General features: G+C 61.2%; 11 protein-coding genes. 4 read left to right on the top strand and 7 right to left on the bottom strand.

Translation table 11 applies throughout. The features are described 5' to 3' along the window. Nucleotides 1-13: 13 nt before the first annotated feature. From AC1DPX_RS17115 to AC1DPX_RS17100, 4 genes are all read left to right on the top strand, one after another. The gene (locus AC1DPX_RS17115; RefSeq protein WP_477238309.1) at nt 14-6,121 is read left to right on the top strand and encodes a calcium-binding protein; all 6,108 of its coding nucleotides are present in this window, start codon (nt 14-16) and stop codon (nt 6,119-6,121) included. 28 nt (nt 6,122-6,149) lie between these two features. After that, the gene (locus AC1DPX_RS17110; protein ID WP_477238307.1) at nt 6,150-7,895 is read left to right on the top strand and encodes a type I secretion system permease/ATPase; all 1,746 of its coding nucleotides are present in this window, start codon (nt 6,150-6,152) and stop codon (nt 7,893-7,895) included. Next, nucleotides 7,895-9,199, top strand: a complete 1,305-nt coding sequence (locus AC1DPX_RS17105; RefSeq protein WP_477238305.1) for an HlyD family type I secretion periplasmic adaptor subunit — start codon at nt 7,895-7,897, stop codon at nt 9,197-9,199. Before AC1DPX_RS17110 ends, AC1DPX_RS17105 begins: the two co-directional genes overlap by 1 nt. Before the next feature lie 348 nt (nt 9,200-9,547). Further along, nucleotides 9,548-11,608, top strand: a complete 2,061-nt coding sequence (locus AC1DPX_RS17100; RefSeq protein WP_477238303.1) for an SPFH domain-containing protein — start codon at nt 9,548-9,550, stop codon at nt 11,606-11,608. Nucleotides 11,609-12,123: 515 nt separating this feature from the next. Here AC1DPX_RS17100 and AC1DPX_RS17095 read toward each other — a convergent pair. The 7 genes from AC1DPX_RS17095 to AC1DPX_RS17065 all read right to left on the bottom strand — a co-directional run bounded on the left by AC1DPX_RS17095 (nt 12,124) and on the right by AC1DPX_RS17065 (nt 17,450). After that, entirely contained in the window at nt 12,124-12,288 is a 165-nt protein-coding gene (locus tag AC1DPX_RS17095) for a hypothetical protein (RefSeq protein ID WP_322414102.1), read from the bottom strand. Nucleotides 12,289-13,422: 1,134 nt separating this feature from the next. After that, the gene (locus AC1DPX_RS17090) at nt 13,423-13,608 is read right to left on the bottom strand and encodes a hypothetical protein (RefSeq protein WP_477238301.1); all 186 of its coding nucleotides are present in this window, start codon (nt 13,606-13,608) and stop codon (nt 13,423-13,425) included. Between the two features lie 678 nt (nt 13,609-14,286). Continuing rightward, on the bottom strand, nt 14,287-14,673 hold the full coding sequence (locus tag AC1DPX_RS17085; protein ID WP_322414100.1) for a hypothetical protein: 387 nt from the start codon (nt 14,671-14,673) through the stop codon (nt 14,287-14,289). Nucleotides 14,674-14,868: 195 nt separating this feature from the next. Then, nucleotides 14,869-15,168 carry a hypothetical protein gene (locus AC1DPX_RS17080; RefSeq protein ID WP_322414099.1) on the bottom strand — a complete coding sequence of 100 codons (300 nt, stop codon included), beginning with the start codon at nt 15,166-15,168 and terminating at the stop codon, nt 14,869-14,871. Nucleotides 15,169-15,240: 72 nt separating this feature from the next. Next, entirely contained in the window at nt 15,241-15,534 is a 294-nt protein-coding gene (locus AC1DPX_RS17075) for a hypothetical protein (RefSeq protein ID WP_322414098.1), read from the bottom strand. Nucleotides 15,535-15,685: 151 nt separating this feature from the next. Further along, entirely contained in the window at nt 15,686-17,158 is a 1,473-nt protein-coding gene (locus AC1DPX_RS17070) for a winged helix-turn-helix domain-containing protein (protein WP_477238299.1), read from the bottom strand. Beyond that, entirely contained in the window at nt 17,151-17,450 is a 300-nt protein-coding gene (locus tag AC1DPX_RS17065) for a hypothetical protein (protein WP_322414096.1), read from the bottom strand. The genes AC1DPX_RS17070 and AC1DPX_RS17065 overlap by 8 nt, the downstream gene beginning before the upstream one ends. Nucleotides 17,451-17,712 lie beyond the last annotated feature (262 nt).

Raw genomic sequence — 17,712 nt, 5'->3', positions numbered from 1 at the left:
AAGGGGATAGCCGATGTCAAGCGGGAACGACACCATCACCGGCACGAGCGGCGTCGACATCATCGATGCGGGTGAGGGCGACGACATCGTCAATGCGCTGGCCGGAAACGACACCATCACCGGCGGCAAGGGCGACGATATCCTCAATGGCGGCGCCGGAAACGACACCTATAATTATATCAGGGGCGACGGCAACGACACCATCACCGAGCTGAGCCTGGGCGGTTCCAGCGACCGCCTGGTCTTCACCGACATCAATCAGGCCGATGTCACCCTGGTGCGCAACGGCACCGACGTCACGCTCGTCATCGCTGAAAGCGCGCCCGGCGCCGGCGATGGCGGCTCGATCCTGCTCAAGGACAATTTCGAGGACGTCACCGATCGTGGCATCGACCGGATCGTCTTCGCCGACAATTCGGCGTGGACACGCGCCTCCATGCGGGCCGCCTGGCTGGCTCAGGTCTCGACCTCGGGCAACGACACCATCACCGGCTTCAATGCCGCCGACACCATCACCGGCGGCGCCGGCAACGATGTCATGGACGGCGGCAAGGGCAACGACATCTACAATTACGCGCGCGGCCACGGCAACGACACCATCATCGAGGCGGCTTCCGGCGGAACCGATGACCGGCTGGTGCTGCAGGGGATCAACCCGTCGGCGGTGAGCCTTGTGCGCAACGGCAACGACGTCACGCTCGTCATCGCCGAAAGCACGCCTGGCGCCGGCGACGGCGGGTCCGTCCTGCTCAAGGACAATTTCGAGGAATATTACGACCAGGGCATCGACAAGATCGTCTTCGGCGACGGCACGATCTGGACCCGGGCCGCACTGCGCACGGCATTCCTTGCCCAGTCCTCGACGTCGGGCAACGACGTCATCACCGGCTTTGCCGTCAACGACACGATCAATGCCGGCGACGGCAACGACCAGGTCTTCGCCGGCGATGGCGCCGACACGCTTACCGGCGGCAAGGGTGCGGACAGTCTTTACGGCGGCGCCGGCAACGACACCTACATTTATGCCCGCGGCGACGGCAACGACACGATCCAGGAAGACAGCGGCGGCGGCGCCGGCGACCAGTTGGTCCTGACCGGGATCAATCCGTCGGCCGTGACGTTGGTCCGCAACGGCGCCGATGCGTCGCTGGTGATCGCCGAAAGCGCGCCGGGCGCCGGAGATGGCGGCTCGATCCTGCTCAAGGCCAATTTCGACGAGAACAATGGCCAAGGCGTCGATAAGATTGTCTTCGCAGACGGCACCATCTGGACGCGGGCGGAGCTGCGGGCGATGTACCTTGCCCAGGTGTCCACGGCGGGCAACGACACCATCACGGGCTTCGGTGGCGCCGACATCATCAATGCGGGTGCCGGCAACGACGTTGTCGATGCCGGCGGAGGCAATGACGATCTGCGCGGCGGCACCGGCAATGACACGCTCTCCGGCGGCGATGGCAGCGACACCTATCATTATGCCCGCAGCGACGGGGACGACATCATCATCGAAGGACCTTCCGGCGGTGGACAAGACAGCCTCGTTCTCGAGGGCATCAGCCGCTCGGATGTGACGGTGGTGCGCAACGGCAATGACGTGACGCTTTTCATCGCCGAGAGCGCGCCGGGCGCCGGCGACGGCGGATCCATCCAGTTGAAGAACAATGCGGACCCGTACCCCAACAGCGGCGTCGACGGGATTGTCTTCGCCGGGGGCACGGCATGGTCGAAAAGTGACCTGTTCACCAACATCGATTTCGTCGGCGGCACTGCTGGAAACGACACGGTAACGGGAACAAGCGGAAACGACCTGGTTCGCGCCGGCAGGGGCAACGACACTCTTCTCGGTGGCGGCGGCAATGACGAGTATCACTATCAACGCGGCGACGGCAACGACACCATCGTCGAAGACATCAATGGCGGCACCGATGACCGGCTGGTGCTGGAAGGCATCAACCCGGCCGATATCAGCCTGGTGCGCAACGGCAACGACCTGACGCTGGTGATCGCCGAAAGTGCGCCGGGCGCCGGTGACGGCGGCTCCGTCCCGGTCAAGGAAACGCTGGAAGACAATTCCAACCGCGGCATCGAGAAAATCGTCTTTGCCGACGGCACGGTCTGGACCAGGGCCGATCTCAGGGTGATCGTGCTCGACCGGGCGGGTACGAGCGGCAGCGACACGATCGCCGGCTTCAGCATTGCCGATACGATCCAGGGCCGCGCAGGCAACGACGCGCTCAGTGGCGCTGGCGGCGATGATACCTACCTGTACGCCCGCGGCGACGGCAACGATACCATCACAGAAGACACCAACAATGGCAGCAACGACCGGTTGGTGTTCAGCAATATCAATGCCGCCGCCGTGAGCCTGTCGCGCAGCGGCAATGACGTGACGGTGGTGATCGCCGAAAGTACGCCGGGTGCCGGTGACGGCGGATCTGTCTTGCTCAAGAACAGCCTCGACGAGTATTACGGCCAGGGCGTCGACAAGGTGGTCTTCGCCGACGGCACGATTTGGACCCGGGCCGACATCAGGGTCAAACTGCTGGATCTGGCTGCAACAGCCGGCAACGATACCATTGCCGGCTTCAACACCGCCGATACGATCCAGGGCCGCGCGGGCAACGACGCGCTCAATGGCGCCGGTGGCGACGACACGTACCTCTACGCCCGCGGCGACGGCAACGACACCATCACCGAGGACACCAATAATGGCGGCAACGACCGGTTGGTGTTTACAGACATCAATCCTTCGGCCGTGACCCTGGTGCGCAACGGCAACGACGTGACGGTGGTGATCGCCGAGAGCACGCCGGGCGCCGGCGACGGCGGGTCGGTGCTGCTCAAGAACAGCCTCGACGACTATTACGGTCAGGGTGTCGACAAGGTCGTCTTCGCCGACGGCACGATCTGGACCCGGGCCGACATCAGGGCCATGCTGGTTTCGGCATCCGGCACAAGCGGCGATGACACGATCAACGGAACGGGTTCATCCGATATCATCGCCGGCCATGCCGGCAACGACACGCTCAATGGTGGCGGCGGCGACGACACCTACCTCTACGCCCGTGGCGACGGCAACGACACAATCAACGAAGGAACCAACGGCGGCGGCAACGACCAACTGGTGTTCAGCGACATCAACCCTGCTGCCGTCAGCCTGGTGCGCAACGGCAATGACGTGACGGTGGTGATTGCCGAAAGCACGCCAGGCGCCGGCGACGGCGGCTCGGTCCTGCTCAAGGACACGCTCAACGACAGTTACGGCCAAGGCGTTGACAAGGTCGTTTTCGCCGATGGCACGATTTGGACCCGGGCCCAGCTGCGCGACATGCTGCTGACCGGCACTGCCGCCAATGAGACGTTTGCCGGGTTTTGGGGCGATGACACCTTCCGCTATGCCCGCGGCGGCGGCAACGACACGATTGTTGAAGACACGAACAGCGGCAGCGGCGATCGGCTGTTGCTGACCGACATCAATCCCTCGGCCGTGAGCCTGGCGCGCAACGGCAACGACGTGACGGTGGTGATCGCCGAAAGCACGCCGGGCGCCGGGGACGGCGGCTCGGTGCTGCTCAAGAACAGCCTCGACGACTATTACGGCCAGGGTGTCGACAAGGTTGTCTTCGCCGACGGCACGATTTGGACCCGGGCCGACATCAGGGTCAAACTGCTGGATCAGGCTGCAACCGCCGGTAACGACACCATTGTCGGCTTCAACATCGCCGATACGATACAGGGCCGCGCCGGCAACGACGCGCTCAACGGCGCCCGTGGCGACGACACCTACCTCTACGCTCGTGGCGATGGCAACGACACCGTCACCGAAGACACCAACAATGGCGGCAACGACCGGCTGGTGTTTATTAACATCAACCCTGCCGTCGTCAGCCTGGTGCGCAGCGGCAATGACGTGACGGTGGTGATCGCTGAAAGTACGCCGGGCGCCGGCGACGGCGGCTCGGTGCTGCTCAAGAACAGCCTCGACGACTACTATGGCCAGGGCGTCGACAAGGTCGTCTTTGCCGATGGCACGACATGGACCCGGGCCGATATCAGGGTCAAGCTGCTGGACCAGGCCGGAACCGTCGGCAACGACACCATCACCGGCTTCAACTCCGCCGATACGATACAAGGCCGCGCCGGCAACGATACGCTCAACGGCGCTGGTGGCGACGACACCTACCTCTACGCTCGTGGCGACGGCAACGACACCATTTTCGAGGGAACCAACAACGGTGGCAACGACCGACTGGTGTTCAGCGACATCAATCCTGCGTCCGTAAGCCTGGTGCGCAACGGTAATGATGTGTCTGTGGTGATTGCCGAAAGCACGCCGGGCGCCGGTGATGGCGGCTCGGTCCTGCTCAAGGACACGCTCAACGACTATTACGGCCAAGGCGTCGACAAGGTCGTCTTCGCCGACGGCACGATCTGGACCAGGGCCCAACTACGCGACAGGCTGCTGACCAGCACCGCGGCAGATGAGACGTTTGTTGGATTCTCAGGCAGCGATACCTACCGCTACGCTCGCGGCGGCGGCCACGACACGATTGTTGAAGGTGCGAGCAGCGGCAACGCCGATCAGTTATGGCTGACCGACATCAACCCAGCGGCCGCAACGTTAGTGCGCAATGGCAATGATGTGACATTGGTCATCGCCGAGAGTGCGCCCGGCGCAGGAGACGGCGGGTCGGTGCTGCTCAAGAACAGCCTCGACGACTACTACGACCAAGGCGTCGACAAGGTCGTCTTTGCCGACAACACCGTTTGGACACGGGCCGACATCAGGGTCAAACTGCTGGATCAGGCTGCAACCGCCGGCAACGACTCCATTACCGGCTTCAACTCCGCCGATACGATCCAGGGTCGCGCCGGCAACGATACGCTCAATGGCGCCGGAGGTGACGACAGCTACCTCTACGCCCGTGGCGACGGCAACGACACCATTTTCGAGGGAACCAACAACGGCGGCAATGACCGGCTGGTGTTCAGCGACATCAATCCTTCAGCCGTAAGCCTGGTGCGCAACGGCAATGATGTGTCGGTGGTGATCGCCGAAAGCGCGCCGGGTACCGGCGACGGCGGCTCGGTCCTGCTCAAGGACACGCTCAACGACTATTACGGCCAAGGCGTCGACAAGGTCGTCTTCGCCGACGGCACGATCTGGAACAGGGCGGATCTGGTTGCCCGGGCCAACGCGACGGTCAGTTATGCGTCGAATGCTGATGCGGTATCGGTCGATCTGGCGCTTGGAACCACCGTCGTGAACCATGCGGCTCTGGTCGGGCAATTCGTCCGCGTCTACCAGACCAATGGCAACTACCTTTCTCTTGCCGAAGTGCAGGTCTTCGACAACGGGCAGAATGTCGCCTTGGACGGCACGGCAAGCCAGAAGACCACCGGCTGGGGAGGCGACGCCAGCCGCGCCATTGACGGCAACACCGATGGCGTTTTCGACCACAATTCCGTGACCCACACCGGAACGCCCAACGTGGGCGAATGGTGGCAGGTGGATCTTGGTCAAGCGGCCACGATCGATCAAATCGTCATTTTCAACAGGGCGGATTACTCGAACCGTCTTGGCGATTTCGACGTGGTTATCACCAGTCAGGCACTGTCATCGTCGGCGTCACTGCAAGATGCCATCTCGCAACCTGGTGCTCAGGTCGTGCATTATTCCGGCACTTTCCCCTCGAGCGATACCGTGTTCGCGACCAGCGAAACGCATACGTTGACGAACATCAAATACGTCATCGGGTCCGCCTTCAACGACATCCTTCGTGGAGACGCATCGGCCAACATGCTCCTCGGTGGCGGCGGCAACGATACGATAGAAGGGCGGGGCGGTCAGGACCTTTTGTCGGGCGGCGCCGGCAACGACACCTTCATATTCAAAGCCGGGTTCGGCCTCGACACGATCACGGACTTCGCCGCTGGAGCCGCGTCGGACGACGTCATCCAGTTCGGCAACGATGTTTTCGCCGACTTCGCCTCCGTGCTCGCCGCCGCCACCCAGGTCGGCGCCGACACGGTGATCACCCATGACGCCGGCAACACGCTGACCCTGAAGAATGTTGCGCTGGCAAATCTTCATCAGGACGATTTCCAGTTCATCGCCGCCTGATGCCTGAACTGGAAATCATTTGAAGGCGATGCCGCAATCCCGTCCATCCGAGCCGCCGCGAACGACACTCGCGGAGGTTCTGGCTTCTTTCCGCCGCGCCTTTGCCGGCATCGCGCTGATGAGCGGTGTCGTCAACATATTGGCGCTGACCGGTTCGTTCTTCATGCTGCAGGTCTATGACCGCGTCATCCCCGGACGCAGCGTGCCGACGCTGGTCGGGCTGGCGGTGTTTGCCGGCACGCTGTTCGTCTTCCAGGGTGTGCTGGAGCTCATCCGGTCGCGGCTGCTGGTGCGCATCGGCATGGGACTGGATACCAAGCTGAGCGGCCAGGTCTATTCAGCACTGATGCGGTTGCCCTTGCGCACCAAGCTCGCCGGCGATGGGCTGCAGTCGCTGCGTGATCTCGACCAGGTGCGGTCGTTCCTGTCGAGCGCGGGGCCGACAGCGCTTTTCGACCTGCCATGGATGCCGCTCTATCTCGGCATCTGTTTCCTCTTCCATTTCTGGATCGGCATGACGGCGCTCGCCGGCGCCGTCATGCTGTTCAGCCTGACGCTGTTTGCCGAGGCCCGCACGCGCGAGCCCGCCAAGGAAGCCAACCGCCAGGCCGCCGCGCGCAACACGCTGGCCGAGGCGACGCGGCGCAATGTCGAAGTGCTTCAGGCGATGGGTTTCGGTTCTCGCATCGCCGGACGCTGGGCCGATATCAACGCCGAGTATCTGGGCACCAACGCCAAGGCGAGCGATCTCGCCGGCACGCTTGGAACCATCTCCAAGATCCTGCGCATGATGCTGCAATCCGGCATACTGGCGATCGGCGCGTGGCTCGTCATTCACCAAGAAGCGACGGGCGGCATCATGATTGCGAGTTCCATCATGATGAGCCGGGCGCTGGCGCCGATCGAACTGGCCATCGCGCACTGGAAGAGCTTCGTCACCGCCCGCCAGGCCTGGGCGCGTCTCACCCAGCTCCTGGCGCTGCTTCCCGAGGCGGCGACCACAGTCTCCTTGCCGGCGCCGACAGCGGCGCTTGTGGTCGAAGGCATCAGCGTCACGCCGCCGGGCGAGCGGCGCGTGGTCGTGCAGGATGCCGGCTTTGCCCTGGAGAAAGGCGCCGGCCTCGGCATTATCGGGCCGAGCGCGTCCGGCAAGTCCTCGCTGGTGCGGGCGGTCGCCGGCATCTGGCTGCCGGGCCGCGGCGCCGTCAGGCTGGACGGTGCAACGCTTGACCAATGGTCGCCGGAGGAACTCGGCCGGCATGTCGGCTATCTGCCGCAGGATGTGCAGCTGTTCGACGGCACCATTGCCGAAAACATCGCGCGTTTCGAGCCCGAGGCGCCTTCGGACAAGATCCTGTCCGCCGCCCGGGCGGCGGGCGTGCACGACCTGGTCGTGCATCTGCCGGAAGGCTACGAGACACGCATCGGCGAGGCCGGGTCGGCCCTGTCGGCCGGCCAGCGGCAAAGGGTGGCGCTGGCGCGCGCCCTCTACGGCGATCCGTTCCTGGTCGTCCTCGACGAACCCAATTCGAACCTCGATTCCGAAGGCGAGGCCGCCTTGACCGAGGCGATCCAGGGCGTTCGCGCCCGCGGCGGCATCGCCATCGTTGTAGCGCATCGTCCAAGCGCGCTGGCGAGCCTCGACCAGGTTCTGGTCATGGCCAATGGCCGGGTCCAGGCATTCGGGCCGAAGAACGAAGTCCTGAACAAGGTCACCCGGCCGGTTGGCGTGCCGCTGAAGGTCGTGTCCGCGCCCGAGGAGAACGCATCCTGATGGCCGTGGCCCCCACCATCGACAGGACCATCCGACGCTATCTGCTGGGCGGCGTGGCGGCTTGCATCTTTCTGGTTGGTGGCGCCGGCAGTCTGGCGGCGGTCACCGAGCTTTCCGGTGCCGTGATCGCGCCGGGCAAGCTGGTCGTCGATTCCAGTGTCAAGAAGGTGCAGCATCCCACCGGTGGCGTGGTCGGCGCAATTCTGGCGCGCGAAGGCGATGCGGTGAAATCCGGTCAGGTGCTGATCCGTCTCGACGAGACCGTCACCCGCGCCAATCTGGCCATCGTCACGAAGGGCCTGGACCAATTCGAGGCACGTCTGGCGCGTCTCGAAGCCGAGCGCGACGACCATGCCGACATTGATTTTCCGGCCTCATTGACGTCGAGGCGCGACGACCCAGCGGTCGAGCGCGCCATGGCCGGCGAAAAGTCGCTGTTCGAGTTTCGCCGGCAGGCTCGCGCCGGACAAAAGGCTCAATTGCAAGAGCGTATCGCGCAGCTTGCCGAGGAGGCCTCGGGACTCACCGAGCAACGGGAGGCCAAGAGCCAGGAAATAAAACTGATCGGCACCGAGCTCGACAGCATCCGCACGCTCTGGCTGAAGAAGCTGGTCTCGATCGACCGCATGACGGCGCTGGAGCGCGACGCGGTGCGGCTCGACGGCGAACACGGGCAACTGACGGCATCGATTGCGCAGGCCAAGGGCCGCATCGCCGAAACCCGGCTGCAGATAATCCAGGTCGACCAGGATCTGCGCAGCGAGGTCGCGACCGAACTGCGCGACGTTCAGGGAAAAATATCCGAATTCGTTGAACGCAAGGTGTCCGCCGAAGACCAGCTCAAGCGCATCGACATCCGCAGCCCGCAGGATGGCGTGGTCCACCAGCTTGCCGTCCACACGATCGGCGGCGTGATTTCGCCGGGCGAGGTCATCATGCTCGTGGTGCCTGTGGCGGATGATCTGACCGTTGAGGCGCGCATTGCCCCGCAGGACATCGACCAACTCTCGCTGGGTCAGGACGTGGCCCTGAAGCTTTCGGCGTTCAACCAGCGCGTGACGCCGGAACTGAACGGCGCGGTCAACGAGATCTCCGCCGATCTCAGCGTCGACGAGCGCAGTGGCGCTGGCTTCTACACGGTTCGCGTCAGCCTGCCGCGCACGGAGCTGAAGAAACTGAAGGGCCTCACCCTGGCGCCGGGCATGCCTGTCGAGGCATTCTTCTCCACCGGCAGCCGGACCATGCTGTCCTACCTCGTGAAGCCGCTGGCCGATCAGATAGCGCGAGCGTTCCGGGAAGAGTGACACGGACATTCCGGGATCTGTTCGGCCTTCGTCGGGTGTGTTCTCGTCTTTGATTGGAAAATACTTATACGATTTCCGCGCGGACTATCTTTAAACCTGTAGGCGCGATCCCTACGTCATCTGCCGTTATGTCTATCAAGGCAACACCGATGTAACATCGCTGAGGCCACGCCTCCCTCACTGGGGACTCGGGACGCGCGGTCATTTTCCCAGACAATGAGCAGCCCAAACGTTCGACACGCCCTTGGTGCGTCGGGCGCGTCGGTGCGCGATCTCCCCACGTCATGAATCAACACCAACCGGGTGGCCGTTGGGTGAACAAACCCGCGCGCCCGCAGGAAACAAGAGATGGAAGCCCTACAGTATCTCGGCCCGATGGAATGGACGGCGATCGAAGTGGCCGCGCTGGTCGTCGTGCTGGCAATCCTGGTCTGGTGGAGCGGCGTGGTCCGCTACATCCCGAACGACAGGCTCGGCATCCTGGAAAAACTATGGAGTTTTCGAGGCTCCGTCAGCAATGGCTTCATCGCGCTCAACCGTGAGGCAGGCTACCAGCCGGAAGTCGTGCGCGGTGGCCTGCATTTCTTCATGCCGTTCCAGTATTCGATGCATCGCGCCAATCTTGTCACCATCCCGCAAGGTCAGATCGGCTATGTCTTTGCCCGTGATGGCAAGCCGCTGCCGTCAACGCAGACACTGGCTTCCAACACCGACGCCGATGACTTCCAGGATGTGCGCGGCTTTCTCGAAAAAGGCGGACAGAAAGGACCGCAGCGCAAGGTCTTGCGTGAAGGCATCTATGCCATCAATCTCGCACAATTCATCGTGCTGACCGCCCAGTCGATCTATGCCGTTAATCTGAGCGCGTCGGAACAAAGCCTTTTTACCAATATGTCCAGCATGATCTCGGAGCGGGGCGGCTACGAGCCAATCGTCATCCATAATGCCGAGGACATGATCGGTATCGTCACCATCCATGACGGTCCGGCCCTGCCGGACGGCGAGATCATCGCACCGACCGTCGCCAACGATCCGAACGACCCGAACTTCCACAATAATTTTCAGGACCCGGAGAAGTTTCTCAGTGCCGGTGGCTACCGTGGCCGGCAGTTGCAGGTGCTGGCCGACGGCAGCTACTTCCTCAATCGCATTTTCGCGACCGTCGAACTGGTCAAGAAGACGATCATCGACGTTGGCACGGTGGGTGTCGTCGTCTCCTACAACGGCCGCCACGGCACGGATATATCCGGGCAGGCATACCGACACGGCGAGCTGGTCGAAATCGGCGCGCGCGGTGTCTGGTCAACGCCGCTGCTGCCGGGCAAATATGCGTTCAATACCTATGCCGGCAACATCATCACCGTGCCGACCACCAATTTCGTGCTCAAATGGACGAAGGAGCAGTTTGGCGAACACAGGCTGGACGAGAACCTGTCCGAAGTGTCGCTGATCACCAAGGATGCGTTCGAACCTGTGCTGCCGCTCTCCGTCGTCGTGCATATCGACTATATGAAGGCGCCGCTCGTGGTGCAGCGTTTCGGTGACATCAAGCGGCTGGTCGAACAGACGCTCGACCCGATGGTTTCCGCCTACTTCAAGAACATCGCCCAGACAAAGACGCTGATCCAGCTTTTGCAGGAGCGTAGCGATATCCAGCGCAAATCGGGCGAGGAAATGCGCGAGAAATTCAACACCTACAGCCTCGAGCTGCAGGAAGTGTTGATTGGTACGCCTAGGGCCGCCAATGGCCAGAACAGCATAGAGCAGATCCTGATCCAGCTGCGCGAGCGCCAGATCGCGGTCGAAAAGGTCGAGACTTACAAATTGCAGGAGAAGGCGGCCATCCAGGAACGCACCTTGCGTGAGAAGGAGGCGCTCGCCGAACAGCAAGCCAAGATCACAACGTCGGCCCTTACCATCGAGATCAGTGAGAACGAAGGCAAGGCGCAACTCGCCCGCACCCGCCAGCAGGCGGAAACCATTCAGGTCACTGCCAAGGCAGAAGCCGAGAAGGTGCGCCTCGCCGGTCATGGCGAGGCCGACATGATCAAGGCCATCGCGCTTGCCGATGCCGAACGCATCAAGGCGACCGGTTTTGCCGATGCCGAAAAGGTACGCGCCATCGGTCTGGCGGAGGCCGAGGCCACCGAGAAGAAGATCGCGGCCTTCGGCGGCCCCGACTATCAGCTCAACGCGCAGGTTCTCATGCGCTTCGCCGAGGCGATCGAGAATGGCAGGCTGCCGATCGTGCCGCAGATCCAGATCGGCGCTACCGGTGGCGAGAAAGGGGCCGCCACCGGCCTTGTCGAGATGATGCTTTCGATGCTCGTTGCCGACCGGGTTGGACCGCAAATCGTACCGGATGAGATCCCGGCACAAGTCGAGGAAGAATCCGTTGAGGAGGCTTGATTGAAAACGGGCCGGTTGTACCGGCCCATTTCACTCTCCGTCGAAACGAGGGCGGCGGCCTTGGAGCGGCGAGGGGACTTGCCTACATCGCACATGTCGTCGATATGAAGGTCGGTGAGTACGCCGGCTCGCCGAGGCCAGTCTGGCGTTCAGCACCTGTTGCCTAAAGTCGCGTATGGTCACGCCGAAGGACTGTCTCTCGTGTGGTGTGAACTAGCCAGTTGAGCTATTATAAGAATGAAGCAATATCAATCACATAGGCTAGCCATAGCCCCGATGATGGATGGGGCAGATACTTAAATAATATCAGACAGTTATGGGATGTCTTGTGCAAAAATCGCACACGAAAGTTCTGCTTCTCTTCTTTTTTCGTTCCCACGACGGAGGCGCCGAAAGCCTTTTTGGGACGCTCTTGTGCCGACTTACTAACGGTCGAGCAGTGCGGCAGACCTCACGGTTCGTCGGGCCGGCGTCATCCCCAGTGCCGCCCAACTCCCAACTGGCGCCGGCCATTCTTAGCGCTTCTTGGGCTTCGGCGTGATCTCCTCGACACGCACCTTGTCGCCGATCTCTTTGGCCATATCGAGGGCCTTCTGCTTGTCCCTGGTGGTCAGCACAGTGCGCCAGCTTGGCTTTTCGAAGACGCTCACCACATAAGTTTTAACAGGGTTGTCGGTCATCCTTCTTCCTATATAGACGCGAAAGCCCGCGCCCCTCTGGCGGAGAAAAGCGCGGGCCGATCGGAGACCCGATCTTCGGTAGGCGATGAAAGGCACCAACCTGCCGCGCGCAACAACCTTTAGAAGCGGCTAATGTTCCGTCACGCCAGATCCAGATTTGCTACGGGCTAGCCAGGCGCAAAGTTTCACTTGCCATCTAGCCACATAGGCCACGTTGGCCGGCGCCCTCGGCCGAAGTATTAGAGGCTATGAAGAAGCGCCCAACGTACGTCGTCTACACGCCACCAATCATCGGCCTTCCCTTCCTAGCTGTCGTACTGGCGGCCGACGGAACAGCTACAGCAAGACCATTCGACACGGTGGAGGACGCCGCCGCATTCAACCGGCTGATGGCTGAGATCGAGCACCCCGGTCACGTTAGGAATTAAAGCTGGGTAGCGCCGCTTGTACGCTTCCTACAGTCGGCTAGCGAGCAAATTGCACGGGCACGTTCATCGCATCCACGAAACAGCTAGCAGACAGCGATCGGCTTCTTGGCCGTAATCCAAGAACTCACTCTCTTCTTTCTGTGTGCGCTCGGGCGTTTCACCCTGTGCCAATACCAACCCCAGTAGCCCTCCACTTTCCTTCGCGCTGAATTGTTGGCCAACAATTCCTTGTAGTGCACCAGCATGTCTGCTGGCCCTGCGAAGCCACGACGAAAGTCTGCGGCGGATTTCTGGGTGCGGGTGATGTCCAACTGGCTGGCCGTGGCTTTAACAGAAGCCACGCTACAGTTAAGCAGTGCGGCTATAACCTTCGGGCCATCGTTGTTTGCGTAGCCTTCCCTTTATCACCATCCGCCGTTGTGTCGTTCCAACGCGCTGACGAGCGTCGCTTCTATCCATCTCATTCTCCGAGCTTTCCGGAGATAACAAGAACCGTATATGTAGGCTTTTCCGCACAACGGCTTGGTGAGACCAATGCGTTTGGAGCAGACTTCAGTCCGACGTGCCGGGAAGCGGGCTGCCCAATTCGTCAGGGCTTGGCCAACGCACCGTGCTGCACCTGCGACAGAAATGTCGGAAACGTTCGGCGCTACCCAACCGTAGGCGGCCTCACCGGTCCTGTGGTGTTCCAGCGGATGAACTCGACTTACCTGCCGGTCACTTCCGGCGCCGCCTTCAACGGCACCTCATGCAAGACTCGCGTAGTTCGGTAGTGGTCGCAGTGCGGTGATATGAACGGCTTGATGATGCTCAGGGTGAGCGCTTCCGCTGCCACCAGGAACCATTCGATCTCGGTCTGCGATAACTGCTTGAAAGGTTTAGTTCTGGCCATTGGCGACCTCCTGTTTTGAAGAGGGGTGCCTCAACAGTGAGGACTATATTCCTAAGCTTCTCTCGCCGCTACCAGCCACAGATCACAAGGCCCACGTAAGCAGAAGCAGTCCACAGGCCACAGGCAGGATAGCCGCCAAGGCGCCCTCAAGCATCAGCAATTCGTTGTGTTTAAACATATGGAGCCTCGCCATCCTGGGTTTTGGGTTCAATTTCCAAATCCCCGGAGAGTTCCTTCCCCTCCAGCATTTCCTTGGGTACCGCAACTGTGCGTCGCCGACTTCTACGCGCTCAGGTATGAAAGCCCAGCCCGACTGTGGTTCCGAGTGGAAATGCGATGATGGCATATTCGGCAAACGATCTGGGCGACGGCATGCTGCGCATGAACTGACCCGTAAACCGCGATTCAAGGGTGCCGCGCCGTTTTAGTTCCTTGCGTATTAAGCTAAATTAGTTGTGAGTGGTTTATGAAATTGCCGCAGGGGACTCATGACCAAGCCTATTCCTCACAGGTATCGCGGCATTCGCACTTCTCGTCCCGCTCTATTTCATCCTCAAGTGAAAGAACTCGCTCAGAGCGCAGCCGGTGGACGCCTGGAGTGGCAAGCCGCTCATGGGCTTTGCTACCGCCCTTGGCGTGGGCATGGGAATGGCGATTGCTGGGTGCGCCAGATTGAATCTAACTCGTGCCTTTAGGCACGAAGAAACACGTCCATTTGAACCTGTGGTAAGCTTCAAACTTCATATGGGGAATGATCGTTCGATAGAACGTCATTAAACGCTCGCAGAGATGGTAGCGGTCATCAAGGGAGACTTGGGCGCGCTCCTTGGGAATAAACCACTCCGGCTGTTGTGGCTCATTCAGATAGGCAGGACGGGGAAGGCGGACGTAATAGCCGTCTTTGGTCTCCCTCACGGCGCGAGAGTCTATCGGATGGCAATCTTTGTTGCCGCAGCAATCGTATTGCAGAACCGGATCTTTTTTGCCGGCATACCAATCGTGGGCATCCGCATCGCCGGGCAAGAGAAGCCATGCCAGCGCAATCCATCCTCGTGGCTGTCTCAATGATACCCCCTCGCTTTTGAGAGGTATAGTATATTAGCTATAGCTAATTGTCAGCGGGGACCGTCAGCCGACGTTCAGATAGAGCATTGCGGGATCGGGCGGAGCGCGTTGTACTCAGCCTTAAGCTGGATGGCCGACCGAGGAAGTCGAAGCCGTGCCGCCGTGCTCCGAGCATCCCGTCGCCTAGTGGGCAATTCAATCAGCCGAACGCTCGGCTGGCTGGAGCAGAGCGCCACCATATTGCGCCCATAGACGTTCGCAATCCCATACCCTCAAGCTTGGCGTTCTGGGTTCTCCGTACAGGACCATTGCACTGCGAACATCGTAGCCAAGCACGGACGCATTGGCGACGAATTGGATGGCTCGCCCCAGGCTGATGGCGCCGATCCGTGTTTCCGCTTTACTGCTAAGATCAACCACGCGGAAGATTTCCGCATCTGTTCCCCTGTCGGCCAATACCGCCGTCGATCTCGCGTCGTCCAAAACAAGAAGCATCGCGGAATCCCCCCTAACTAACCGCTAATAACTTCTATGCGCGAAATTTGTTCCGCGCAGTTGCGGAAGCTGTCAACGACCGTCAGGTGACCTTTCCAAGGAGCTGCGTTCACGCACCGACATTCCCCCTGCCGCCGGTTGAACGGCCAGGCGCGCAACCCGCTCAACGCGTAATTGGAGGACAGCGCCACACGAACGCTTGCGTTCAGCCACCTCGACACCAAGGCGGAACGCCTGACCGTCCGCGTAGGAGCGAGCGTAACTTTCGGCCTCGAAAGGGAAGGTCAGCGTGTTGCCGTAGGCGGTCACGCGGACGGTCCATTTCTTGTCGCGGATGATTTCGACTGCGTGCTCGGGCGATCCCATGTGTTCCTCCCACGATCACCAGGTGAGGGCACGGAGATAGCGTCGCAAAAGTCGTTTGAATGCAAACAATTCGACACGTCGGTGTCGTAATGTTTCCAAAGGAAACCGAAGACCGGCTCCGCTAGCTCAACCGGTGAATGCCTCGGGAGAATCAGGTGCCGCTCCACATCCTCAGCGCTTTCGCGACTCCGTCGAGAAGATGGTCAGCGTCGGACTGATGCTCGTAAAGCATGCTGGCTCGGATCGACTCCAGCGGAGTGTAGGTCGGCGCGATACGCTTGAGTTCCGAGATGAGCCGCGATGCCGCGTCCTGGTTGCCCAACTGCGCCTGTGCCGCGGCCAGCCATGTGAGCCTTACCGGCGACGTCATCGGCAACATCGACCAACTGACAACGGCTCCCTTGTAGTCTCCCGCGGCATATTGGGCGAATGCACGGTCGGAATGATACCAGTCCGGATGTATCGGATTGATCTGAACCGCCTTGCCGATCCAGGTCAGGGCTTCGAAAGGCTTGCCTCGGATGGCAAGCAGATAGCCGATCTGCGCAATCGTGTCCGCGTCGTAAGGATTAAGGTCATACGATCTTCGGAAGTGCCATTCGGCGGCATCGTATGTGCCCGTGCACAGCAGGGCTTGCGCCAGGATCCGATGGCAGCGGGGCTCCTCTGGCGCTAGTCCCGCCGCGAAGCGGGCTTGCTCGACTATGTCGGCCAGGATCTCCGGAGGAGCCCTTCCGTAATCTCGGATAATCAGGTCGGCGAATGCAAGGTAGGAGCGCGCGAGCGCATAGTGCGGATCCTTGGCGACGGCGCCCGCAAAGTATTTCCGTGCTGTCTGGTTGTCGTCGGCGCCGTAGCCACGCAAATGCACCAGCCCTTTGAGAAGAAGCTCATAGGCGGCCAGACTTGCTGGAGGCTTTGGACGGGCGCGAGTCAGGCCAGCATCGTCGAGCCGCGCGACAAGACGGTTCGTCACGCGCAGTGCGATCTCTTCCTGCATGTCGAAAACACCAGAGCCCGAGGCCGTGAACTTTTCGCCCCACAAGACCGCGCCGTTTGCCGCGTCTATGAGGTTGACCGCCACCCGTACGGTGCCATCGCGAAGGCTCATCCGCCCACGAACCAGGAAGGTCGCCCCAAGTCTTTTGCCGACTTCGACCCAGTTGCCGGGGTCGTCCGATGCATAGGAAAAGCTTGAGTTGCGCGCCAGGACCACGGCGGTGCGAAATCTCGCCAGAGCGTTGACAATGTCCTCGGCAAAACCATCGACAAGGGGCGCGTCGGTCGCATCGCCTTCATTGGTGAAGCGCAGCACCGCTACAGCAGGCAGGTCGGACGCCGGGCTCTCACCCGCGTCTTGCGGTGAAAGGAGGTAGCCGCGGCCTGAGACGGTGCGAATGATGCGTTGCGACTCATCGCGTAGCGCCTTGCGCAACTCGCGCACGCCCTGCGTGAGCGAGTCTTCGGTGACGAAAAGGCCAAGCCAGACGGCCTCCATCAGTTCAGACTTGCTGACGACGTGGCCCGCGTTTTCGACGAGATGGTTCAGGAGTGCAAATGTTTTGGGACGAAGGTTGACGGGATCACCCTGGCGCAACAGCAACCCGCGCGAAGTGTCAAACACGCACTCGCCGATTGCTATGCTCCCTGATCCAGTATGCGACATTCAGAAGCGCTCTGCCAAACCAAGCCGGGCTCGTCGACATACAGCGGTCATCCGCGCTTATGGTCAAGACCTTTGCCGCAGCAGCAGGTTCGGCCGCCGGAGGCAAGGATTCCTCGCAAGCCATGGCGCCCAGCTCTAGAAGTTCGAAGAAGGTGCCGGGCATTGGCGCGCAGGCCAAGCTGTTTACCCCGCTGAAGTAAAGCTCATAAAGCTCTTGCCTGATGCGGAACCTTTCGATGTCGTTTTCCATGACCGCCACTCCCTGGATCGCGGGCATCATGGCGCGTACGGAGCGGCGCGTACCGGCGAAATTCTGAAACTTTTCTGAAACCTGCTCGCGGGAGGAGGGGCGGCCAAAGTTGAGAAGCCAGCAACTGGATCACGGGCGGTTATCCAATCCGACCGAACCTTGCCGTGGTATACTGTTAGCGCTTAACTACGTTGCGCGCGCGTGCGGACAGCTGACGTTGGGTTGGCACAAACGGGAAAAACTTCTGCGTTTTGCTGTCGAA

This window comes from Mesorhizobium sp. 01N446 (genome assembly GCF_056399285.1).
Note: the sequence above shows the minus strand (reverse complement) of the source record. Positions and strands in the feature narration are given on the sequence as shown.

Bases quoted from the DNA above. Each gene is read 5' to 3' on its own strand.
- AC1DPX_RS17115 (WP_477238309.1), top strand. From the start codon at position 14: ATGTCAAGCGGGAACGACACCATCACCGGCACGAGCGGCGTCGACATC.
- AC1DPX_RS17110 (WP_477238307.1), top strand. From the start codon at position 6,150: ATGCCGCAATCCCGTCCATCCGAGCCGCCGCGAACGACACTCGCGGAG.
- AC1DPX_RS17105 (WP_477238305.1), top strand. From the start codon at position 7,895: ATGGCCGTGGCCCCCACCATCGACAGGACCATCCGACGCTATCTGCTG.
- AC1DPX_RS17100 (WP_477238303.1), top strand. From the start codon at position 9,548: ATGGAAGCCCTACAGTATCTCGGCCCGATGGAATGGACGGCGATCGAA.
- AC1DPX_RS17095 (WP_322414102.1), bottom strand. From the start codon at position 12,288: ATGACCGACAACCCTGTTAAAACTTATGTGGTGAGCGTCTTCGAAAAG.
- AC1DPX_RS17090 (WP_477238301.1), bottom strand. From the start codon at position 13,608: ATGGCCAGAACTAAACCTTTCAAGCAGTTATCGCAGACCGAGATCGAA.
- AC1DPX_RS17080 (WP_322414099.1), bottom strand. From the start codon at position 15,168: ATGCTTCTTGTTTTGGACGACGCGAGATCGACGGCGGTATTGGCCGAC.
- AC1DPX_RS17075 (WP_322414098.1), bottom strand. From the start codon at position 15,534: ATGGGATCGCCCGAGCACGCAGTCGAAATCATCCGCGACAAGAAATGG.
- AC1DPX_RS17065 (WP_322414096.1), bottom strand. From the start codon at position 17,450: ATGGAAAACGACATCGAAAGGTTCCGCATCAGGCAAGAGCTTTATGAG.